This window comes from Prevotella sp. ICM33 (assembly GCF_000517825.1).
GTDB lineage: Bacteria > Bacteroidota > Bacteroidia > Bacteroidales > Bacteroidaceae > Prevotella > Prevotella melaninogenica.
Genome location: NZ_JACD01000072.1, coordinates 123,184 through 145,849, shown reverse-complemented (window position 1 = coordinate 145,849; position 22,666 = coordinate 123,184). Strand labels below are relative to the sequence as shown.

The 22,666-nt window shown below is 39.1% G+C and carries 16 protein-coding genes; 7 read left to right on the top strand and 9 right to left on the bottom strand.

The window, feature by feature from the left end:
• Positions 1-124: 124 nt before the first annotated feature.
• On the bottom strand, positions 125-769 hold the full coding sequence (locus HMPREF1505_RS09255) for an HAD family hydrolase (RefSeq protein ID WP_036924854.1): 645 nt from the start codon (positions 767-769) through the stop codon (positions 125-127).
• 159 nt (positions 770-928) lie between these two features.
• Between HMPREF1505_RS09255 and mltG the strand changes: the two genes are divergently transcribed.
• Positions 929-1,963: an endolytic transglycosylase MltG gene (gene mltG, locus HMPREF1505_RS09250; protein WP_036924853.1), complete on the top strand. Its 1,035-nt coding sequence runs from the start codon at positions 929-931 to the stop codon at positions 1,961-1,963.
• A gap of 189 nt (positions 1,964-2,152) precedes the next feature.
• Here the strand turns inward: mltG and HMPREF1505_RS09245 are convergent, their stop codons facing one another.
• The 4 genes from HMPREF1505_RS09245 to galE form a co-directional block, all read right to left on the bottom strand.
• Entirely contained in the window at positions 2,153-2,824 is a 672-nt protein-coding gene (locus HMPREF1505_RS09245) for an RluA family pseudouridine synthase (protein WP_004359822.1), read from the bottom strand.
• A 209-nt stretch (positions 2,825-3,033) separates the two neighbouring features.
• A complete protein-coding gene (gene fabG, locus HMPREF1505_RS09240) occupies positions 3,034-3,780 on the bottom strand; it encodes a 3-oxoacyl-[acyl-carrier-protein] reductase (RefSeq protein WP_013265181.1) in 747 nt (248 codons plus the stop codon).
• A 76-nt stretch (positions 3,781-3,856) separates the two neighbouring features.
• Positions 3,857-4,450 (bottom strand): TetR/AcrR family transcriptional regulator, encoded by a 594-nt coding sequence (locus tag HMPREF1505_RS09235; RefSeq protein WP_036924852.1) that lies wholly within the window; start codon positions 4,448-4,450, stop codon positions 3,857-3,859.
• Between the two features lie 569 nt (positions 4,451-5,019).
• Positions 5,020-6,060 (bottom strand): UDP-glucose 4-epimerase GalE, encoded by a 1,041-nt coding sequence (gene galE / locus HMPREF1505_RS09230; RefSeq protein ID WP_036924850.1) that lies wholly within the window; start codon positions 6,058-6,060, stop codon positions 5,020-5,022.
• Between the two features lie 171 nt (positions 6,061-6,231).
• Here galE and HMPREF1505_RS09225 point away from each other — a divergent pair, with 171 nt between their 5' ends.
• Both HMPREF1505_RS09225 and HMPREF1505_RS09220 read left to right on the top strand, forming a co-directional pair.
• Positions 6,232-6,678: a hypothetical protein gene (locus HMPREF1505_RS09225; protein WP_004359818.1), complete on the top strand. Its 447-nt coding sequence runs from the start codon at positions 6,232-6,234 to the stop codon at positions 6,676-6,678.
• Positions 6,675-7,940, top strand: coding sequence for a DUF5103 domain-containing protein (locus HMPREF1505_RS09220; RefSeq protein ID WP_036924848.1), 1,266 nt, complete (start codon positions 6,675-6,677; stop codon positions 7,938-7,940). The genes HMPREF1505_RS09225 and HMPREF1505_RS09220 overlap by 4 nt, the downstream gene beginning before the upstream one ends.
• A gap of 475 nt (positions 7,941-8,415) precedes the next feature.
• Here the strand turns inward: HMPREF1505_RS09220 and rho are convergent, their stop codons facing one another.
• Together rho and HMPREF1505_RS09210 are read right to left on the bottom strand one after the other, a co-directional pair.
• Positions 8,416-10,371 (bottom strand): transcription termination factor Rho, encoded by a 1,956-nt coding sequence (gene rho, locus HMPREF1505_RS09215; RefSeq protein ID WP_036924846.1) that lies wholly within the window; start codon positions 10,369-10,371, stop codon positions 8,416-8,418.
• Between the two features lie 816 nt (positions 10,372-11,187).
• Positions 11,188-12,705 (bottom strand): DUF4301 family protein, encoded by a 1,518-nt coding sequence (locus HMPREF1505_RS09210; RefSeq protein WP_036924844.1) that lies wholly within the window; start codon positions 12,703-12,705, stop codon positions 11,188-11,190.
• A 144-nt stretch (positions 12,706-12,849) separates the two neighbouring features.
• On the opposite strand from HMPREF1505_RS09210, the gene HMPREF1505_RS09205 reads away from it, so the two are divergent.
• Positions 12,850-15,060, top strand: a complete 2,211-nt coding sequence (locus HMPREF1505_RS09205) for a bifunctional (p)ppGpp synthetase/guanosine-3',5'-bis(diphosphate) 3'-pyrophosphohydrolase (protein ID WP_036924945.1) — start codon at positions 12,850-12,852, stop codon at positions 15,058-15,060.
• Positions 15,061-15,425: 365 nt separating this feature from the next.
• On the opposite strand, the gene HMPREF1505_RS09200 is transcribed toward HMPREF1505_RS09205, so the two are convergent.
• A complete protein-coding gene (locus tag HMPREF1505_RS09200; RefSeq protein WP_051412358.1) occupies positions 15,426-16,589 on the bottom strand; it encodes a penicillin-binding transpeptidase domain-containing protein in 1,164 nt (387 codons plus the stop codon).
• Between the two features lie 242 nt (positions 16,590-16,831).
• Positions 16,832-17,542, bottom strand: coding sequence for a glycoside hydrolase family 25 protein (locus tag HMPREF1505_RS09195; RefSeq protein ID WP_036924842.1), 711 nt, complete (start codon positions 17,540-17,542; stop codon positions 16,832-16,834).
• A 168-nt stretch (positions 17,543-17,710) separates the two neighbouring features.
• On the opposite strand from HMPREF1505_RS09195, the gene HMPREF1505_RS09190 reads away from it, so the two are divergent.
• From HMPREF1505_RS09190 to HMPREF1505_RS09180, 3 genes are all read left to right on the top strand, one after another.
• A complete protein-coding gene (locus tag HMPREF1505_RS09190; protein WP_036924840.1) occupies positions 17,711-18,655 on the top strand; it encodes a serine O-acetyltransferase in 945 nt (314 codons plus the stop codon).
• 141 nt (positions 18,656-18,796) lie between these two features.
• Positions 18,797-20,344, top strand: coding sequence for a class I SAM-dependent RNA methyltransferase (locus HMPREF1505_RS09185; RefSeq protein WP_036924838.1), 1,548 nt, complete (start codon positions 18,797-18,799; stop codon positions 20,342-20,344).
• On the top strand, positions 20,334-22,544 hold the full coding sequence (locus HMPREF1505_RS09180) for a DPP IV N-terminal domain-containing protein (RefSeq protein ID WP_036924836.1): 2,211 nt from the start codon (positions 20,334-20,336) through the stop codon (positions 22,542-22,544). The genes HMPREF1505_RS09185 and HMPREF1505_RS09180 overlap by 11 nt, the downstream gene beginning before the upstream one ends.
• Positions 22,545-22,666 lie beyond the last annotated feature (122 nt).

Sequence of the window (22,666 nt, the reverse complement as noted above, 5' to 3'; positions counted from 1 at the left end):
TGATAAATAGAGCTTGTAAAGCCCTATTTATCATTCTTTTTAAAGGTCGATTGGAATTAAAAAGAATTGCTATATATAAAGCCTCTATGACTTCATATATAGCACGTAAGAATAAGCAAAAAGATTATTCGCCTAAAATCTCAGATGGTTTATTAACGAATATCGTGCCACCATGCTGTATTAAAAAATCTTTATCACGAAATCCCCAAAGCACACTGATACATGGTAATCCGCAGTTTTTGGCTGTCATTATATCTACATCACTGTCACCAATATATACAGCACCTTCCTTTGACGCTCCTAATTGCCGAAGAGCCTCCAATACTGTGTCTGGTGCAGGCTTCTTTCTGATAGTCTCGCGCTCTCCTATTGCCACCTTTATTGTGTCTGGAAAGAAATGTTTTGCAAGGTCTTGTGTTGCTGCATAAAACTTATTGCTTACAATAGCAAGCTTCTTACCACGACGTTTTAATTCGCGTAATAACTCTGGAATACCATCGTAAGGACTGGTTGTATCAAGATTATGCTCCAAATAATGTTCACGAAACTTGGCGTAAGTCTCCTCAAACTTAGGGTTATTAACACCATTAGGAATGGCACGTTCCATGAGTAGTTTTACTCCATTTCCCACAAACATACGTATTTCTTCTATTGTACGTTCAGGCATTCCAGCCCAACGAAGTGCATAGTTTGTACTTGCAGCCAAGTCGTTTAATGTACTTAGCAATGTACCATCTAAATCAAAGATATATGTATCAAATTCTTTCATTATCCTTTTGTTTACCTCAGACAAAAGTACACAATTATGCAGACAATAGCTTATCTTTTCTCTTAAATTTCAAAAAAGATATAATCAAAGTCGCATGTCATTGCTCGTTTTGTACTTTAAAATTGTACCTTTGCACTTCAGAATTATAAAGTAAAGACGATGGCAAAATCTAAAGGAAAGAACAAAGGGACAACGTCCCGTTGGATTATTGTTGCAATTTTTGCAATATTAGCAGGTGTAGCATACTTTCTTTTCTTCTCGGGAATGTCCCGTACAGGGAAAGAAAAATATGTTCTTATTGACGAGAACGACAATATAGACTCAGTATATGCTAAGCTTCAGCCAATCTCAACTCCTCAAGGTTTTTGGGTATTCAAGCAGCTTGCTGGAATTATGGGATATTCAAATCATATCCGTCCTGGTAGATTTACTGTTGGTTCTTCTGGTTCTCTTCAGACTTCACGTCATATTATTAATGGTCTTCAAGCCCCTGTGAAGATTACGATTAGGTCAGTAAGAACGATTGAAGATCTTGCCACTGATGTGAGCGAAAAGCTGATGTTCTCACGTTCAGAACTCCTTTCTCGTCTTAAGTCAAAAGAAACTTGTAAGAAGTATGGTTTTACTCCAGAAACCATCCCTGCAATGTTTATTCCTAATACATACGATTTCTATTGGAATACTTCAGTCGATAAGTTTCTCGATAAGATGAGTGAAGAGAACAAGAAGTTCTGGAACTTTGAACGTAAAGAGAAAGCGAAACAGGCTGGCTTTACTGAAAGTGAGATTGTTACGCTTGCAAGTATTGTTGACGAAGAAACCGATAATGAGGCAGAAATGCCAAAGATTGCCGGTATGTATATCAATCGTTTACACATGAATATGCCTTTACAGGCTGATCCAACAATAAAGTTTGCTACAAAGAACTTTACTGCTCATCGTATCTATCAGAAGTGGCTTACGATTGATAATCCTTATAATACCTATAAATATCGCGGTCTTCCTCCTGGCCCAATACGTATTCCATCAGTGGCAGCTATTGATGCTGTATTGAATTATGTTCATCATGATTATATCTACATGTGTGCTAAGGAGGATTTTAGTGGTACACATAACTTTGCCAAGACATACGAAGAACATCAAGTGAATGCTGCTAAGTATGCTAAAGCATTGAATGAACATGGAATAAATTAAGGAGGAAATATAGTTTATTTGACTATCTTCTCTTGAAGTTTTAATACTTATCTTATTATGTGCGATGCTTCCACACATATTGTGTTGAGGCCTCGCACATATCGTGTTGATGCCCCGCACATGTTGTGCGGATGGTAATAACCAACGAAAGCTGGGGCTATCAGTCTTACTAAAATTAGGCTTTCTCTATTATAATTTACCTATTGCTTGCCATAAGTTGTCTTTTGGCAGTGGTGATTCTATACAGATCTTCTCCTTTGAAACAGGGTGAATGAATTCAACGCGATGGCTCAACAAACAAATACTGCCATCTGGATTAGAACGTGGCGCACCATATTTCAAATCGCCTTTTATAGGGCAGTCCATATTAGACAGCTGACAACGGATTTGATGATGACGACCTGTCATCAGATTAATCTCTAATAGTGTGTAACGTTCTGACTGATTGATTACCTTATAATGTAAGATAGATTTCTTAGAAGTTGGTACTTGGTGATTATAAGCATAACTCTTATTCTGGCGTTCGTTACGTACAAGCCAGTCTGTTAGTGTAGCCTCTGTCTCAAATGGTGGACGCGTAACAATAGCCCAATAAGTCTTATGCACCTCACCATTGCGGAACATATCGTTTAGTCTTGTAAGTGCTTTTGATGTCTTGGCAAAGACAACCAATCCTGCTACAGGACGGTCCAGTCTATGTACAACACCCAAAAAGACATTCCCTGGTTTCTGGTATTTCTCCTTTATCCATTGTTTGACAATCTCTGACAAAGGTTCATCACCAGTTTTATCGCCTTGTACAATCTCACCTGCCTCTTTGTAGACGATGATGATATGATTATCTTCGTAAAGTACTTCCATAGTAAGAAACGCCTTATAGAGAGATATAATAAAAGATTATCAGTAGTAACAATTATAGAGAAATAGCTTATATAAAATCTTCCTTTTTCGCTGTATGTGTTAGAAGAAAGGTCTAACCACTTGTCGAATAAGTAAAGAATTTATAGAAGCGAACTAAATTCTCCCTCCCTACCCTTTCAGCATTGCTGTTGGGTGGGAGGGAAGAAACTTTACATATTCATACCGCCATCAACCTGGATAACCTGACCTGTAACATAGCTTGACAGTTCAGAACCAAGGTAAACAGCTGTGTTTGCTACATCCTCTACAGTACCACCACGGCGGAGAGGAATCTTTGAGGTCCATTCCTTACGGATATCGTCATCCAAAGCCTGTGTCATAGCTGTATCAATGAAGCCTGGAGCAATAGCATTGGCACGGATTCCCTTAGGGCCCATCTCCTGTGCTACACTCTTAGCCAGAGCAATCATACCTGCCTTTGAAGCTGAATAGTTAGCCTGACCAGCATTACCATGAACACCAACAACACTTGCCATGTTGATAATGCTACCACCACGCTGACGCATCATCACTGGAACACAAGCGTGAATGAAGTTGAAGGCACTCTTAAGGTTTACCGCGATAACTGCATCCCACTGCTGCTCAGTCATACGAAGCATAAGACCATCTTTCGTAATACCAGCATTATTGATGAGGATATCAATAGAACCGAATTCCTCCTTAACCTGTTTTACAACCTCTTCAGACTGTGCGAAGTCTGCTGCATTACTTGCATAACCCTTAGCTTTTACACCAAAAGCAGCAATCTCTGCCTCTGTAGCCTTGCCATTCTCGTCGATAACGAGGTCGGTGAATGCAACGTTTGCACCCTCCTCTGCAAACTTCAATGCGATAGCCTTACCAATACCACGTGCAGCACCTGTAATCAGGGCTGTCTTACCTTCCAATAATTTCATGTTGTTTTGATTTATATTGTTAGTTTATAAGTTTATAATAAGCAAACTGACTGAAATCACATGATAGAATGATGGTTTATTTCAGTCCACTTTTTCCTAATGCACCATACACAACCTTAGCCACAAGCGGACGTGAAGATTCCTCTGTTAGTCCATGACCTAATCGACCATAGATGAATGGAACTTCAAGTCCTTTGATACAATAGTGTGTGATGTCTGCTACAAGTTCAACGTTTTCAATATCAAAATCTCCGTCTTCCTTGGCATCAGAATAAACCTTACGGAAGAGTTCAATCTCGTCTTCATCGAAGTTCTTTCGCGCCTTCTCTACCATCCATATATTCCTAAAGAACTCTGCACGTAAATTACCATTACGCATAACAGTCTCTTTAATCATACTAAGATGAGTATAAATCAGTTCGATGATTTTATCCTGAGGGCTGATGTTTTTAGCAGTTACTTCGTCTAACTTGTCTGATAAACGCTCCAGCTCAGACTCAATAACAGCATAATACACATCGTCCTTGCTTTTAAAGTAAGTGTAGAGTGTGCGTCTACCTTTACCTGAAGCCTTGGCGATGTCGTTCATTGTTGTGTTGGCAATACCATTTTTTGCAAAAAGTTGGCGTGCTACATCAACAAGCTTTTGTCTGGTCTTTGATATTGACATACCCTTGTAATTATTTATTTAGTTACTTGCACATCGCAAATCTTATGTGCAAAATTATAGATTATATCCCATATTCGCAAATTTATACGGATAAAAGTTGTTCTTTTTTAATCTTTTTATCCTTAATGTTGTTCTGTTTTACCTTAAGATAGTTCTTGGGAAGTATAATTAGCCTTAATCGAATAGTAGATAACAGTTCTGTTCTTCTTATTGATTATTATATAAGTTATCCCTCTCCTATCCATATTTTGTAATGTGATTAACCCTCAACACCAATCGTGCTGAGCATGAGCACCACTTGTGCTGGGCAACAACACATTGCTTGAAAATGAATAGAGAGATACTTTATAGTAGTTATATATAAGGTGGAATGCTATAAACACTGATGATAGAGTAAATGTTTAGCGAACAGCATTGATAAATAGTAGGACTGATTTAAGCGTATAAAAATTATCCCTCGATTCACATCGAGGGATAACAACAACACAAACACAAAATAAAGCAGGATACACCTGCAATATTGTTTTTGCTTACTAATCTTGACTATTATTAATCGTAAAAAATGATTTCTACATAATTCCGTCTTCTCTAAGCTTCTCCTGCCATTTCCAAGCAGTTGCGAGAACGTCAGCCAATGGCGTGTTAGCTTTCCAACCCAATACTTTGTTGGCTCTGGTGCAATCGCCCCAGATCTTTTCGATATCGCCTTCACGACGTGGACCATATTTCCAGTTTACCTTAACACCCGTAGCTTTTTCAAAGGTTTCAACAATCTCCTTTGTAGAGTTACCCCTACCTGTACCAATGTTGAAGCACTCAATCTTATATGTATCCTGGTCAAGTACGCGTGCCATAGCTGCAACGTGAGCCTTTGCCAAATCAACAACATAGATGTAGTCACGGATACAAGTACCATCAGGTGTGTTATAATCATTACCGAAGATGGTCAATTCCTTTCTGATACCCATAGCTGTCTGTGTAACGAAAGGAATCAAGTTATTTGGTACACCATTAGGTAATTCACCAATCAATGCTGATGGGTGTGCACCAATAGGATTAAAATATCTTAATACGATACTCTTAATATCAGCACCGCTATTAATATAATCTAAGATAATTTGTTCGTTGATTTCCTTGGTATTACCATATGGTGAAGTTGCTTTCTGATGTGGAGCATCCTCTGTAACAGGTAGGTTCTCAGGCTTAGGCTGGCCATATACGGTACAAGAACTTGAGAAGATGATTCCCTTTACATTGTACTTTGGCATAAGCTCCAATAGATTCAACAATGAAACAATATTGTTTCTATAATACATCAAAGGAAACTGTACACTCTCGCCTACTGCCTTAGAAGCCGCGAAATGAATAATACCTTCAATCTTATTAGGATATTTACGGAAGACATTTTCTGTAGCTTCACGATCACGAAGGTCAACCTGCTCAAAAGCTGGTCTAACGCCCGTTATTTTCTCAATACCATCTAAAACCTCAATTTTAGAGTTAGATAAATCGTCAACAATAACGACTTCATAACCAGCTTCTATCAGCTCTACACTTGTGTGTGAACCAATAAATCCAGTTCCTCCAGTAACAAGAATTGTTTGTTTCATTTTATATTGTTTTCCTTATTTAGGCTGTTTTATTTCAATGAGTTATGTTGCAAAGATAATGTTTTTTTTTATAATCATCAAAAAAAGAGCGTAAAAAAATGTGTTCGTATATACAAAATCGAAAACTTTTTGTATATTTGCCGTTGTTATAAAATAAACATATACCAAGGAATGATAGGAACCGAACAGACCCAGCAACAAATTGAGCGCTTTTTGAAGAAAGTAGCACAGAAATTTACTGCTAATGATTGTGATATGCCAATGACAGATATTCATTTGCGTGTATCGCAAGATAGTGGTGATCTTATGGCTTTTGACGATAGCGATGATGAGATTACTCGCTGTGTCATCGACCAATGGATTGATAATAAGAGTGATAATTTTTATCAAGAAGCAGCATGTATCTTGCGTTCAGAAATTAATCGTATAAAGGATGTAATTGAGAATATGTCAATCATGAAGCCTTATAGTTTCATCCTTGAAGATGATGATAGGAATAATATTTCAGAGCTTTATCTTGTTGATGACGACATTGTTATTATAGGTGGTGATCTTATGCATGATTTGGATAAGGACTTAGATTGCTTTCTCAATGATTTATTGAATAAAGAAGAATGAGGAGATTAGGCTTTATATTCATCTATTGCTTAGCTTATCTTTTTCCCCTTTCTACCTCTGCTCAGCGACATGAAATCAATGACGAGAATATCCGTTCATTGCAGGTTGTTGCTAATCAGAAGTGGATGGACTTGCCTATCATGGTACTCAATGACGGAAAGATAAGTATAGATTTTGACGATCTTACACACACTTACCGCCGTCTGACTTATCGGTTAGAGCATTGTGAAGCTGATTGGAAGCCTTCCGTCGGACTCTTCGAAAGTGATGTTGTAGATAGTTTTATAGCAGGAAACACAATAGATGATGTAAAGGAGTCTACCCTTACGAATACACTTTACACACACTATCATTTTGAGATACCAAATGATAAGTGTCAACCAAAGTTGTCTGGCAATTATCGTCTATATGTCTATGATGATGATAGTAGCTCTGACCACCCTTTGCTTACAGCTTGCTTTATGCTTACAGAACCTGCAGAGAGTTCTATGGGTGTTAGATTGAATATAACTACACAAACAGATCAGTCGATTAATCGTGAGCAACAGCAGGCTGAGATGCTGATAGATTATGGTACTTACATCGTAAGTAATCCACAGCAGCAGATTAAGACAGTCGTATTACAAAACCGTAATTGGCTTGATGCTCGTTGGAATAGTAAACCGCAGTATGTCATGTCAAATGGTTTACGATGGTCGCATAATCAAGATTATATCTTTTGGGCGGGTAATGAATATAGGAAGTTTGAGATCCTCTCAACCGATGTTGCTTCTATGGGCGTAGATAAAATTGGTTGGGATGGTAAGAATTTTCATGCCTATCTCTACCCTACTACTCCTTTCTTGAATTATCTGTATGATGAAGATGCTGATGGTGCATTCTTAATACGTAACTCGGATAATGTTGAGATAAATACAACGAGTGACTATATGCTGACTCATTTTCAGTTAAACGTACCTTCCCCCTACCCTTACAGAATATTTTTGAATGGTGATTGGACTTATGACCGTCTGCTTCCTGCTTATGAGATGACATATAATTCTGCTGGTGGATATTATGAGGCTGTAGTCCCCTTGAAGTTAGGTTATTATAATTATCAGTTCCTTGCTGCAGATGAGCAAGGTAGACTCTCATCTTTTAGAGTTGACAATAGCCATTATCAAACCGAAAATAGCTATCAAGCCCTTATTTATTTCCGTCCACCAGGAGGACGTACCGATAAGCTTGTTGGCTATGCAAATGTTAGGTTTATCAAGAGATAAGGGATTATTCAGTTATCAAAGCATCGTGTTTTTATATTCTGAAAGTACATGATATTTTATATTTTCTTGTTTGAAAATATATTACATAATTTATTATTTTTACTCCCTAAAAGCATAAGATATGATGTCTTAAAATCATCTTTATAACTATCAGTAATTCAGTATATTATAAAACCATATTTTAAAAGGTGCTTAGTAAGGGTTTAAAAGGGCGTTAGTTAGCATCGAAAAGGGCATCTTTTGCAAGCCAATTGGGCGTTAATTCAAACGCAATTGAGCATCTTTTAAAAAGTAGGTTGTGAAAAAATAAGACAAAAGAGAGCCTTTGGGCAGTTGGGAGAAATTGTATATAAACAGAAAAAGTGTATCAAAAGGAAACAATGCTGTTTCATACTTTTGATACACTTTTTCTATTTTACTAATACTGTAAACTTACTGTTAGAAAAGAACAATAAGTTTCAATAATCTGATTTCATTAATCATTCATCGACAACAGGAACTCCTCATTATTCTCTGTACGTCTCATACGGTCGTGGATAGAGTTCATTGCCTCAATAGAATTCATATCAGCAATGTACTTACGGAGAATCCACATACGATCAAGTGTTGTACGATCCTGGAGGAGGTCATCACGACGTGTACTTGAAGCAACCAAGTTAACAGCTGGGAAGATACGCTTGTTGCTCAAGCTGCGGTCAAGCTGCAACTCCATGTTACCTGTTCCCTTGAACTCCTCGAAGATAACCTCATCCATCTTAGAACCAGTATCAATCAAGGCTGTTGCTATGATAGTCAAAGAACCACCACCCTCAATATTACGTGCAGCACCGAAGAAACGCTTTGGCTTCTGCAATGCATTGGCATCCACACCACCAGTCAATACCTTACCAGATGCTGGTGCTACAGTGTTGTAAGCACGTGCCAAACGAGTGATTGAGTCAAGGAAGATAACTACATCATGACCACATTCAACCATGCGTTTTGCCTTCTCCAAAACGATACCGGCAATCTTAACGTGGCGTTCTGCAGGCTCATCAAATGTTGAAGCAATTACCTCAGCATTTACTGTGCGTGCCATATCGGTAACCTCCTCAGGACGCTCATCAATCAAGAGCATCATCAAGTAAGCCTCTGGATGGTTGGCTGCAATGGCATTTGCAATATCCTTCATCAAGATAGTCTTACCCGTCTTTGGCTGTGCAACAATCAATGCACGCTGTCCCTTACCGATTGGTGAGAAGAGATCTACAATACGTGTTGAAAGATTAGTTGTACGAGGATCGCCACAGAGTGTGAACTTCTCCTCTGGGAAGAGTGGTGTAAGATGTTCGAAAGGTATACGGTCACGTACCTCAGAAGGCTTACGACCATTAATCTTGTCAATGCTTGTCAGTGGGAAATACTTCTCACCCTCATGTGGTGGACGTACGTGGCATTCTACAACGTCACCTGTCTTCAGACCATATTGCTTAATCTGATTGTTTGCAATATATACATCATCAGGTGATGATAAGTAATTATAATCGCTTGAACGGAGGAAGCCATAACCATCAGGCATTACCTCAAGAACGCCGTTTGCCTTGATAAGATCAGAGAAATCATAGTTCGCATTGTTTGCAACTGGAGCATTATCATAGACAGGAGTTGACGGCAACTGAGCAGGAGTTGTAGGCCGATCAAACATATCATAGTTTGGAACAATACCCTGATCTTCAATTGGTAGGTCAATAACTGGAATGAAATCTGTACCATCGCCTGGGTCACCTGCCCATACACCATCAGGTAATACAGGATAACCAGCTGGTTCCATATTCATATTATGTGCGTTAACCTTCTCCTGGAGGCGTGCCAATAATTCTTCTTTACCTTCACTCTCTTCCTGCTGTGATACGTTAGAGAACTGATCTTCTGGGATGAAATCCTCTGGAGCAGATGGCTCTACATTCTCTATTGGAGCCTCCTCTACAGGCTCTTTTGTCTGCTGTGCCTCTTCTGCTTTAGCCTTAATAGCTGCTTCTGCAGCTGCAATAGCCTCTAATTCCGCCTTAGATTTACGACCACGATGCTTTGGAATAGATGCTAATATTTCTTCTGGAGATTTCTCTTCAGTCTTATCGTCCTTTGTTTCAGGTAACTCTTTGAATAATGAAGGCTGACTTGTTGCCGTGTTTTTATTCTTCTGTAGGTCGAAGTTTTCCCCTTCTTCACCATGTACCGAATAAACCCTGTCGGTATCTTTTCGTGCTATTCTGGTACGCTTACGCTTTGATTCTAAGGGATGTGCTGTACCTACCTCTTCTGCCTGACGGTCAAGGATGGCATAAACGAGCTTATCCTTATCATCTCCAGGTGAGTAAACAGCACCAGTACTCTGAGCAATAGCTTCAAGTTCAGAAACTTCTTTCTCTAATAATTCTTCTTTGCTTAACATATAAATATGTATGGGAAATTACAATTGATAGTGTCGACGTTTCATAAGGTGAAACATCATTAAATGTGTCTTTTGTGGCGCAAAGGTATAATTTTTATTTGAACCTTACAAGATTTCTCTTATCTTTTTTGATATTATTCTGTGGATGAATAGAATATAATAGGTATTCTTCCGTTAAATGTGTTGACACTTTTCGTATTGCTTTAACGGAAGATCCGAAGTTACTCGTTAAACAAAAATTTAGCTAAGATAGTCAACATTCTATCCTATTATTATCCTCTGACATTGAAAGTCATTTCTTTTTAGACTTCGAAAATATGCAGATGATGGTTTGAAAAATAATTACATAATTTCAAAGAAAACATCTATAACTAACGGCAAAAACACATATAAGAAGCTGATTTGCAATCAACAGAGAATCAAGTAGTTACCAAGTAGTAAAATTAAAGGTGCTTAATTGGACTTCAAAAGGGCGTTAGTAAGAGTCTTAAAGGGCACCTTTTGCAAGCCAAAAGAGCGTCTTTAAGAAGCCAAAAGAGCATATATTGGTTTTGAAGAGTATGAAAATAGTTTACAAACCTCAATTAATAAGGGAATTCGTTGTTAGTAGAAGACAGATAGATATCGCATCTAATTATGTTTATCATGGGTCGAGACGTAGTGTCTGTATGTCAAATGATTAATATCCTAACATTCATGGATAATAAGATTCCCAACCTTTAGAAATCAGTTTTCTAAGGGCTGGGAATAATTGAGTTTATCATGAACGAAACTAAGTTTTGTTCTTATGATGCTTATTAATACTGCTCATAATGTTTATTGATGCTGCTCACGCAGAAGATCGTTGACAGTCTTTACAGGGTTGAAAGTGCTGAGTGGTACTTCTACAAAGACTGTATTCCAATCGCTCATAGCACCATTCCACAATCCAGGAAGTTCTAATGCCTTAAGCTCACAACCATTCTTTGACTTTGAACTGATGAAACCTGTTGACTTATCTACATACTTTGTCAAGTCAAAAGCATTGCCTTTGTAATCTTTGATAGCGCAAACAAGATCAACAGGATTGAAGTGTGTACCTTCTGTAAACATCTTCATAGATGCTTCGTTGTTCTTGTCAATCTGAGAACTCTCAAGAATCTGAAGGCTGACAGTACCATCTTGATTATAAGCAAGGAACGGACCGCCACCTGGTTCACCAACGTTCTTAACCATACCGCATACGCGCATTGGTCGATTTAACTTATTATATAAGTAGTCAGCCAATGCTGTATCATTCAAAGAAGCCACATCATGCTTCTCACAAGAGAGGTCATTCTGTAAGAAATCAAGCATCTCTTCGAGTTCTGAATGTGTACAATTACCTTCCTCCAGTTTGTGAAGATAAGCAAAAGCACGCTCTTGTAAGGTTACAAGTTTACCTGCAATAATCATCTTCCAACTGATGGTTTCTTCCTTCAAGCGGTCTGGTACCACATTATCTATATTCTTAATGAATACAATTTCAGCATCCAAATCATTTAAATTCTCTATCAATGCGCCATGACCGGCTGGACGGAACAATAATGAGCCGTCCTCATTGCGGAAAGGAGTATTGTCAAGATTTACAGCAATTGTATCCGTACTTGGTTTCTGTTCAGAGAAAGAAATATCAAATTTTACACCAAATTTACCTTCAAATTTAGCCTGTTTGTCAGCTACTCTTTGTTTGAAGAAGGCTAAGTGTTCGTGCGATACGGTGAAATGTACGTGTGCTTGCTTGTTACTTTCCGCATACCGAGCAGCTTCAACCAAATGTTCTTCCATTGGAGTACGTGCTCCATCGTCATAAGAATGGAACAATAGCAACCCTTTAGGTAGCTGTCCGTAATTCAATCCTTCCTTATTTAATAATGTAGCAACGACAGTTTTGTATCGCCCTTCAGCTATCAACGCATCGATAGTTTTACCTTCCAACTGCTGACATTTGGCTGATAACGCCTCGTAGAACGCAAAGTGATGAATATTTGAGAAGAACTCCTTTTCAAAATCACTAATAGGTGCTTCGTTATTTCCATTGAGAAATGCAAAAAGGTCTTTGAACATGCGACTGGCTGCACCAGAAGCAGGAACAAACTTGACAACTTTATGCCCGTGATTTTGATAATCCTGCCATGCTTTGCAAGCAGTCTCACAAGCATTCTTATCGAGTACCGTAACACCTTTCTTTGGTGTTGCAGCACCTTCAAGCTTCAAGTAAGGAAAGCCTCTTATGAAGTCTTCCAACTGTCTATTTATCTGTTCTTCGTTTATTCCTTTGTCATGTATCTGTTTTAGGTCTTCTTTCTTCAACATAATGGTAAGCTATTAAAAAGATTGTATTTTAACTGCAAAAATAACGAATTAAACCGAAAGAAAAGAACTATTTGACACATTTGTTTCTAATTATATCGAAATTCTTTGTATCTTTGCCTTTGGAAAATAGAATATATTATGCCTATGGAAGAGAAATTCATTTATACGGATAAAGAAAGAGAATTATCTGAACAGATATTCGAAAGTCTGAAGAAGCCACTTGGGGAAACGTTTTATGAGAATGATCTTCCTAAACTGCGTGAACATCTGAGTAAGGTTGTTTCAGACAATAGTATCCAACGCAATGTATTTGGGCTCAACCCTATTCTTTGCTCTTTGCAGACAGCAGCCATTGCTGTAAAGGATATCGGTTTAAATCGTGACTCTGTTATTTCAATTTTGCTCTATCAAAGTGTTCAAGCAGGAATCCTTTCACTTGATGAAATAAGCAAGTTGTATGGTAATGGTGCTTCGAAGATTATCCATGGGCTTATACGTGTTCAGACACTTTATAAGAAAACGCCAGTTATCGAGAGTGAAAACTTCCGAAATCTTCTGTTATCTTTTGCAGAAGACATGCGTGTTATCTTGATTATGATAGCTGACCGTGTCAACCTTATGCGTCAGATTCGTGACGTTGAGAATAAGGAAGCGCAGCGAAAAGTGTCTGAAGAGGCAAGTTATCTTTATGCTCCTTTGGCACATAAGTTAGGTTTATACCAGCTAAAGAGTGAGTTGGAAGACCTTTCTTTAAAGTATCTTGAGCATGATGCTTACTATCATATAAAAGATAAGTTGAACGCAACCAAGAAGGTGCGTGATGCTTATATCAGTAGCTTTATTACTCCAGTTAGTGAGCAACTTAAAGCTGCTGGGCTTAAATTCCATATTAAGGGAAGAACGAAGTCAATTCATTCTATCTGGCAGAAGATGAAGAAGCAGAAGTGTGGCTTTGATGGTATTTATGACCTCTTTGCCATTCGTATCATTCTTGATTCACCAGAAGACAAGGAGAAGATGCAATGTTGGCAGGCATATTCTATTGTGACGGATATGTATCAGCCAAACCCAAAGCGACTCCGTGATTGGCTTTCTGTACCAAAGTCTAATGGTTATGAATGTTTGCATATCACTGTGCTTGGACCTGACAAGAAGTGGGTAGAAGTGCAGATTCGTACAGAACGTATGGATGAGATAGCCGAACATGGACTTGCTGCACACTGGAGATATAAAGGAGTGAAGGCAGAAGGCGGAATGGATAACTGGTTAGCTTCTATTCGTTCTGCCCTTGAGGCTGGTAACAACCTTGAGGTGATGGACGAGTTTAGGTCTGACCTTTACGAAAAGGAGATTTATGTCTTTACGCCAAAGGGCGACCTTCTAAAGTTTCAAAAAGGTGTGACAGTACTCGATTTTGCTTATCACATCCACTCTAAGATAGGAAATCAATGTGTTGGAGGAAAGATAAATGGCAAGAATGTATCTTTCCGTACCGAGTTACATAGTGGTGATTCTGTAGAGATTCTAACCTCCACGACGCAGAAGCCTAATCGTGATTGGCTGAACATTTGCAAGTCATCTCGAGCAAAGGCAAAGATACGTCTTGCGCTAAAAGAGACGCAAGTGAAAGATGGTCTATATGCGAAGGAACTGCTTGAACGTAGGTTTAAGAATAAGAAGATTGAGATAGAAGACTCTACGATGGGTCAACTCATTCGTAAGTTAGGCTTCAAGGAGGTTTCTGAATTCTATAAGCAGATTGCCGATGAGAAGCTTGATCCGAACTATGTCATTGAGGAATATCAGAAAGTATACAATCATGCACATAACCTCAATCAGACAAAAGAGACTGAGAGTGCAGAGAACTTTGAGTTTGAGAACCCTACGACAGAATATCTGAAGAAGAATGATGATGTCCTTGTCATTGACAAAAATCTTAAAGGTTTAGACTTCTCGCTTGCTAAGTGTTGTCACCCTATCTATGGAGATCCCGTCTTTGGTTTTGTGACCGTCAGTGGAGGAATAAAGATTCACCGCGATGATTGCCCCAATGCACCTGAGATGCGCAAGCGTTTTGGCTATCGAGTTGTTAAGGCACGTTGGAGTGGCAAGGGTACATCCCAGTATGCTATTACACTGCGTGTCATAGGTAATGACGACATCGGTATTGTGAGCAACATTTCAAATATCATTTCAAAAGATGAGAAAATAGTGATGCGCTCTATCAATATTGAATCGAATGATGGCCTTTTCTCTGGTAATCTCGTTGTTCTCCTTGATGATAATTCCAAGTTGAATATGCTCATCAAGAAACTTAGAACAGTGAAGGGCGTTAAGGAAGTAATGAGAATATAAAATAATCTAATAAACTTTGCTCCCATTCTCTACCCTATTTTAAAGGTGAGAATGGGGGCTTTTTTTATTAATGTTATTATCAAATATTGCTAAAGAAAAATATGTGTAGGCATGAAATATATTTACAAGTTTAAGGCTATAAAAAGCTATTTGTAAGCCTGAAAATAGAGTTCTGGGCAGGTGTTGTAACTCTTTAGTTTTCAACTTGTTGCAAAATAGCAAATCAAAAGGTGCTTAATTGGACTTCAAAAGGGCGTTAGTTAGACCTCAAAAGGGCACCTTTTAGAAGCCAATAGATGCTTAATTGAAGTGCTATTAAGCATCTATTGATTTTTAAGGGTATGATTTTTTATTACAAAATGGTTTTACTTATCCATCGTATTTATGCGCTCAATGCGCTTTGCCATAGCTTGTGATTTTGGACTCAGTCTACCTTTAAGATACTTCTCCATTATCAATCCTGCTATAGGGGCAGCTACATCGGCACCAAATCCACCATGTTCAATATAAACAGAGATTGCAATCTTGGGTTCATTCATCGGTGCGAAACCAATGAAAATAGAATGGTCTTTACCAGCGTTTTCGGCTGTTCCGGTCTTGCCACAAACAGGATAGGTCGTTCCGTTGAGTACGGTCGCTGTACCCTTTGTTACTGCTAAGCGCATACCTTTAATGACATCTGCATAAATGTAAGAAGGAACCTTTGTCTGACGTGGCGTGAGGAAGCGTGAAGGGAGGGGTGCCCATTCAACGCTTTTATGAATATGTGGTGTAAAGAAGTAGCCACGATTTGCAATCGTTACGGCTAAATTACAGAGCTGTAAAGGAGTGGCTGTGATGTCACCCTGTCCCATTCCTGCCCACATAATTGTTTTTGGCTCCCAATTATTCTTATAACGGCGTGATAGATAGTTAACATTGGCAACCAATCCGCCCTTTTCACCAGCCATGTCAATACCTAATGGACCACCAAGTCCCATACTAACAATGTATTCCCACCAAGTTGTAACAGCCTTCTCCTTAGAACCATACTTCTGTGTATTGTTCAACATTGATAGGTAGGATTTCAAGAACCAAGTGTTACAAGATACAGCCAAAGCACCTGCAAGTGCTTCTGGAGAATAATGCGGATGGCATTTAACCTTTATGTTTCCATCACGAAACCCATCATGACAGGCAATCTTGGTGTCTGGCTTGACGATTCCTTCTGAGAGGAAGACTAATGCTTGTGCTGGCTTAATGGCTGAGCCAGGAGGATAAGCAGTTGCAATGGCAAGGGCATCATTAGGACCCGTAGGTGAATTTGTTACCATACAGAGCACCTCACCCGTGGCTGGATCAATGGCCACGATACTACCCTTCTTACCTTGTATAAGTTCTGTGCCAAGCTCTTGTAGCAGTGGACGAAATGTTAACGGTGGGGTTTCACGGTACTCTTGCGCCTGAACACTATTCGTTGTTACGAATAAGAGCGTAAGTAGTGCAGAACGAAATGATATAATTGTTTTGTTTATAGTTATTTTACGCATACTTATTAAATTCTTTCTTAATATGTTTCTAATCATTAATTACGAGGACTCATAGCTCATAAATCGATTGATATTTTCTTCTATTAGAAGCTATAATGTACTCTCATTCTTTCTTCTTTAAAAGAAAGTTTTAAGTCATCTAAGTTTTTATGAGCTACAAAATTACGAATAAATTATTCGCTTGAAACATACTTTTCTCTGTTTATATTTAATTTGCAACAATCCCAAATAATTGTAAATTACTATAGGCGGATAGCTGCAAGTGATGTTCCTGACATAAAGCGGTCGAGGTCTACGTAGCCACGAATACCACGTACTTTACCGTGATCAGAGAACTGCCAGATGTTATGTCGGCCTACTCCCTTGATGGATGGGCGCACAGAACTATATCTACCTAAGAAAAGGAAGTACTTATTGAATCGAGGGCAAAGATGAGAATTATAGAAACTTACATGAGAATAAATAAGTGGTTTCTTACCATACTTCCTCTCTATTAATTTTGCAAATAAGGCAACGCTGTCTTGTACTTGTTTCTTGCTCCAACGTCTTACACCATCATGTTCTATGTCAATCATTGGAATTAAATCCTGTTTATGTCCTCGCATAACTTTCTGGAAATTACGAAACTGAGACCTAACGGAGGTTAAGCATGAAAGATAGTGGTAAGAACCGCAACGTAAACCTTGACGGCGTGCCTCCTTGATGTTCTGTTCGTAGTTTTTATCCTTTATGCTTGTTCCTTGTGTTGCTTTGATGTATACAAATTTAATTTGTTTGTCTTTTGCCACTTCTTTCCAGTCGATTTTCCCCTGATGATGTGATATGTCAATGCCATCATACTGACGTTTAGTGTTTTTTGAAGACTTATGAGAAGCGGTTGCTGCAGAGGCAATTACACAAATGGTAGATAGAAATAAGATGTTAATGAAACGTGGAAATATAGTTGATTTCATCTTCTAAATATTTGAAACATATTGAATAAGATTCTTTTTGAATCTAAATTATCCTGTAATGATGCTTAAAAAGCACTGCAAAATTAGTATATTTTTCTTGAACAAACTCATAAAAATCCGATAATAATCATTATCTTTGCAACGTAATTACATCTCGATACAGTATCAATGAGTAAACAAGACATCACTCAGCAACTTATACAGACCGTTGAAGAACTTTCTGAACCGGAAGCGTTGCAGGGTATTAGCCATGAGCACCGTGATGGAGACCCCTTGCCATCAGCTAAAGAATTGGAGGAGATTATCGAACTTTCTCGTTCTATTCTCTTTCCAGGTTTTTATGGTCGCTCGTCAGTTAATTTTGAAACGATTAAATATCAAATCGGTGTAAATGTAGAAAAATTGCATAAACTGCTATGTCGGCAGGTTATGGCTGGTTTATGTTTTAATGAAGACTGTCATTGTCCAAATGCTGATGATACGCGTCGTTGTATGCAAGATGAGGCTAATAAGATAGCTGGACGTATCATAGAAAAGTTCCCTACCCTACGTAAAATACTTTCAACAGACATACAAGCTGCCTTTGATGGTGATCCTGCAGCTGCCAATTTGGGAGAAGTAATTTCATGTTATCCAGCTATTAAGGCTGTTATTAACTATCGTTTGGCACATGAATTAGTTTTAGAAAATGTGCCTCTTATTCCACGCATGATTACAGAAATGGCGCACTCAGAGACTGGTATTGATATTCATCCTGCTGCGACCATTGGTACACATTTTACCATTGATCATGGTACTGGTGTGGTGATTGGTGCAACCTGTATTATAGGTAATCATGTAAAACTCTACCAAGGTGTGACTTTAGGGGCTAAGAGCTTCCCACTTGACAAAGATGGTAAGCCTATTAAAGGAATTGCACGTCACCCTATTCTAAAGGATGATGTTGTCGTCTATGCCAATGCAACTATCCTCGGCCGTATCACTATAGGGAAAGGCTGTATCATTGGAGCCAATGTGTGGGTTACGCGAGATATGCGTCCACGAACAAAGAAGTATAAACAGAATAAAACAGATATCTTAGATATTGACTTTGAATATGGTGGGGGAATATAAAGGGGCTACCCTATTCTCACCTCGAAAGGGAAAAGGGGAGCACTTGATAAGCAACCAATAGGTTATTCTTATTGAAGTTATCAGACAATGTTTTCCGCTAATTTAATTTTAACATCGTATATAAAAATATTTATCACATAAATGCAAGAATTTGAACTCATCGCCAAAACCTTCATGGGTTTGGAGCAAGTATTAGCAAAAGAGCTGACACAGTTAGGTGCCAATAACGTACAAATAGGACGCCGAATGGTGTCATTTACGGGTGACAAGGAAATGATGTATCGTGCAAATTTCCAGTTACACACAGCTATTCGTATCCTTAAACCTATCGCACATTTCAAGGCGAAGAGTGCTGAAGATATGTATGAGGAAGTAATGAAGATTGATTGGAGTAAGTATATCCTCCCTGGAAAGACTTTCTCTGTAGACTCTGTCGTTTATTCTGAAGAGTTTACTAACTCACGCTTCGTTACATACAAAGTTAAAGATGCTATTGTAGACCAATTCCGTGAGCGTACTGGTACCCGTCCAAATATCTCTGTCAGCAATCCTGATATTCGTTTGAACATCCACGTGGCAGAGGATAATGCTACACTGTCATTGGACTCAAGTGGTGAGTCTTTGCATCGCCGTGGTTATCGTCAAGAGAGTGTTGAGGCACCATTGAATGAAGTTTTGGCTGCAGGTATGATTCTTATGACGGGTTGGAAAGGTGAAACAGACTTTATCGACCCAATGTGTGGTTCTGGTACCTTGCCTGTTGAGGCTGCTCTTATTGCTCTTAATATTTCTCCAGGTGTGTTCCGCAAGGAATTTGCATTTGAGAAATGGCCTGACTTTGACCAAGAACTGTTCGATACGATATATAATGATGACTCACAAGAACGTGAGTTTACACATCATATCTATGGCTATGACACAGAGATGAAGGCTGTCAATACGGCTCGTATGAATGTTGCCGCAGCTGGTTTGTCAAGATATGTAACCATCGAACAGCAGGACTTCAAAGACTTCACTCAGCCAAAGGAGAAGAGCATGATTGTGATGAATCCTCCATATGGTGAGCGTATCTCTACACCTAACTTACTCGGTACCTATAAGATGATTGGTGAACGTTTGAAGCATCAGTTCATGGGTAATGAGGCTTGGATTCTGTCTTATCGTGAGGAATGTTTCCGTCAGATTGGATTGAAACCAAGTATTAAGATTCCTGTTTATAATGGCTCATTGGAGTGTGAATTCCGTCGTTACCAGATGTTTGATGGTAAGATGAGTGACTTCCGACATGAAGGTGGTGTCGTAAAGACCGAAGATGAGAAGCGTGAGATGGCACAGAAGCATCGCTTCAAGAAGGAACGTGAGTTTAAGAAACGTCTTGATGAAAATGAGGAAAATGCTGAGGCTGATATTCGTTCATTCACCTTCCATAGCTTAGAGCGTAATAAGTTCGGTGGTGGTAAGTTCCGTGAAGATCGTGAGCGTCGCCCTCGTTTTGATCGTGATGTGGAAGACCGCAAACGTTCTTTCAGAAGAGGAGACGACGACCGTAAGCGTTCATTCAGACGTGATGACGATCGGAAACGTTCGTTCAGTCGTGATGATGACCGTAAGTTTGGCGGCAAACGATTTGATAAATCTAACAAGCGCGGAGGATTCCGTGGTAAAAACACGTATAATCATGAAGATTAAATCATTTATTAGTCTTGTGGGGCTTTGTGCTTTCACAGGACTTTTAAGTCCTACTGAAAGTATGGCACAAAAGCAGTTCACCCTTGAGGATTTGAACTTTGGCGGTAAAAACTTCTACAACATGCGCCCTGAAGCACGTTATCTTACGTGGTGGGGAGGAAAGTTGGTACGCCAAGACCTTAACAATTGTTCGTTAGTTGACTTAGTGACTGGTAAGGAGACACCGCTCTTCTCATTAGATGACATCAATAAATGGGCAGGTTTATCAGCTTCGGATGAGGTTGTGCGTCATCTCTATGGTACTGAATTCCCTTATGCTGATCGCCCTATTGTGAAGGTTCAGAATGGTAATGAGGACTTATATGTAGACTTCAAAACACACAAACTTGAGCAGCGTTTGAATCGACCAGCTGGTCTTCAGGCACGTGATTGGAATAAGGTATCTGGTGCAACAGCACTGGTAAAGGACCATCAGTTATATGTTACAGATGCGAAAGGTACAGAGCATCAGTTAACAACAGATGGTTCAAGAGATATCGTATATGGCCAAAGTGTACATCGTGATGAGTTTGGAATTAATGGTGGCCTCTACTGGAGTCCAAAGGGAAATCGTTTAGCTTTCTATCGTATGGACCAGAGTATGGTTGCTGACTATCCTCTCGTTGATGTTCCAGAGTTGGACTGGAAACCTGCTAAGGGAGAGTCACGTGCAGCTAAGGTTGACCTTATTAAGTATCCTATGGTGGGTGAAACTTCTCATAAGGTAACTGTAGGTGTGTATGACCTTACAACAGGTAAGACTGTATATCTTCAAGCTGGTGACCCAACCGACCGTTATTTTACAAACATCACATGGAGCCCAGACGAGAAGACGGTTTATATGTTTGAACTTAACCGTGATCAGAATGATTGCCGTTTGGTATCTTATGATGCTACTACAGGTGCAAAGCTGAAAGAACTTTATCGTGAGACGGACGCAAAATATGTTGAGCCATGTCATCCAATTCAGTTCTTACCATGGAACGACAATGAGTTTATCCTGCAGAGTCAGAAGGATGGTTATAACCATCTTTACCTCTTTAATAAGGATGGTCGACAGCTTAAGCAGATTACAAGTGGTAAGTGGGTTGTACTGGAAGTACTCGGCTTCAATAGCAAACAGAAGAGTATTGTCTATGTTTCTAACGAATGTAATCCTATTCAACGCAATGCTTGGCTTGTGAATATAGCATCTGGAAAGCGCACACTACTTGATAATGGCCGTGGTTATCATTATCCAAAACTGAGTGAAGACGGTAATGCTGTCGTGGATAATTACAGTGAACCATCTGTGCCTCGTAAGTATGAAATTATCAGTTTGAATGGTAAGCCACAGCGTCATGATTACTTTGCAGCTGCTAATCCTTGGGAAGGATATACTGTTCCAGAATATACAAACGGTTCAATAAAGGCTGCAGATGGTAAGACAGACTTATACTGGCGTATGGTAAAGCCTGTTAACTTCAATCCAAATAAGAAGTATCCTACTATTATCTATGTTTACGGTGGTCCTCATGCGCATAATGTTGAGGCTTCATGGAACTGGGGTTCACGTGGTTGGGAAACCTACATGGCGCAGAAAGGTTATTTACTTTTCATCCTTGATAACCGTGGTAGCGATAATCGTGGTAAGGAGTTTGAGCAAGCAACATTCCGTCATCTTGGTCAAGAAGAGATGAAAGACCAGATGGAAGGTGTTAAGTATTTAAAGTCTCTCCCATATGTTAATCAGAATCGTATAGGTGTTCATGGATGGTCATTTGGTGGTTTCATGACTACTTCATTGATTACCAACTATCCTGACGTGTTCAAAGTAGGTGTTGCTGGCGGTCCTGTTATCGACTGGAAGTGGTATGAGGCGATGTATGGTGAGCGTTATATGGATACTCCACAAACTAATCCAGAAGGATATGCACAGACATCACTTCTTACAAAGGCAAAGGATCTTAAAGGCAAACTTCAGATTATTACAGGCTTGAATGACCCAGTTGTAGTTCCTCAGCATTCTTATTCCTTCTTAAAGGCTTGTATTGCAGCTGGTACGCAACCCGACTTCTTCGTTTATCCTGGCGAACCTCATAACATGCGTGGACATCAGAGTGTACACTTACATGAGCGTATTACACAGTACTTTGAGGATTATCTGAAGCCAATAAAATAGTGTATCTGATAAGTTAATAATACGCTTGAGCATTGCTTATAATCATATCTAACAATTAAAAAATACCCATGTGCAGCAAGACTGCACTCCCCCTCCTTCATCGGAGGGGGCGGGCAAAGCTT

Coding starts and splice junctions, on each gene's coding strand:
- HMPREF1505_RS09255 (WP_036924854.1), bottom strand. CDS start 769: ATGAAAGAATTTGATACATATATCTTTGATTTAGATGGTACATTGCTA.
- mltG (WP_036924853.1), top strand. CDS start 929: ATGGCAAAATCTAAAGGAAAGAACAAAGGGACAACGTCCCGTTGGATT.
- HMPREF1505_RS09245 (WP_004359822.1), bottom strand. CDS start 2,824: ATGGAAGTACTTTACGAAGATAATCATATCATCATCGTCTACAAAGAG.
- fabG (WP_013265181.1), bottom strand. CDS start 3,780: ATGAAATTATTGGAAGGTAAGACAGCCCTGATTACAGGTGCTGCACGT.
- HMPREF1505_RS09235 (WP_036924852.1), bottom strand. CDS start 4,450: ATGTCAATATCAAAGACCAGACAAAAGCTTGTTGATGTAGCACGCCAA.
- galE (WP_036924850.1), bottom strand. CDS start 6,060: ATGAAACAAACAATTCTTGTTACTGGAGGAACTGGATTTATTGGTTCA.
- HMPREF1505_RS09225 (WP_004359818.1), top strand. CDS start 6,232: ATGATAGGAACCGAACAGACCCAGCAACAAATTGAGCGCTTTTTGAAG.
- HMPREF1505_RS09220 (WP_036924848.1), top strand. CDS start 6,675: ATGAGGAGATTAGGCTTTATATTCATCTATTGCTTAGCTTATCTTTTT.
- rho (WP_036924846.1), bottom strand. CDS start 10,371: ATGTTAAGCAAAGAAGAATTATTAGAGAAAGAAGTTTCTGAACTTGAA.
- HMPREF1505_RS09210 (WP_036924844.1), bottom strand. CDS start 12,705: ATGTTGAAGAAAGAAGACCTAAAACAGATACATGACAAAGGAATAAAC.
- HMPREF1505_RS09205 (WP_036924945.1), top strand. CDS start 12,850: ATGGAAGAGAAATTCATTTATACGGATAAAGAAAGAGAATTATCTGAA.
- HMPREF1505_RS09200 (WP_051412358.1), bottom strand. CDS start 16,589: ATGCGTAAAATAACTATAAACAAAACAATTATATCATTTCGTTCTGCA.
- HMPREF1505_RS09195 (WP_036924842.1), bottom strand. CDS start 17,542: ATGAAATCAACTATATTTCCACGTTTCATTAACATCTTATTTCTATCT.
- HMPREF1505_RS09190 (WP_036924840.1), top strand. CDS start 17,711: ATGAGTAAACAAGACATCACTCAGCAACTTATACAGACCGTTGAAGAA.
- HMPREF1505_RS09185 (WP_036924838.1), top strand. CDS start 18,797: ATGCAAGAATTTGAACTCATCGCCAAAACCTTCATGGGTTTGGAGCAA.
- HMPREF1505_RS09180 (WP_036924836.1), top strand. CDS start 20,334: ATGAAGATTAAATCATTTATTAGTCTTGTGGGGCTTTGTGCTTTCACA.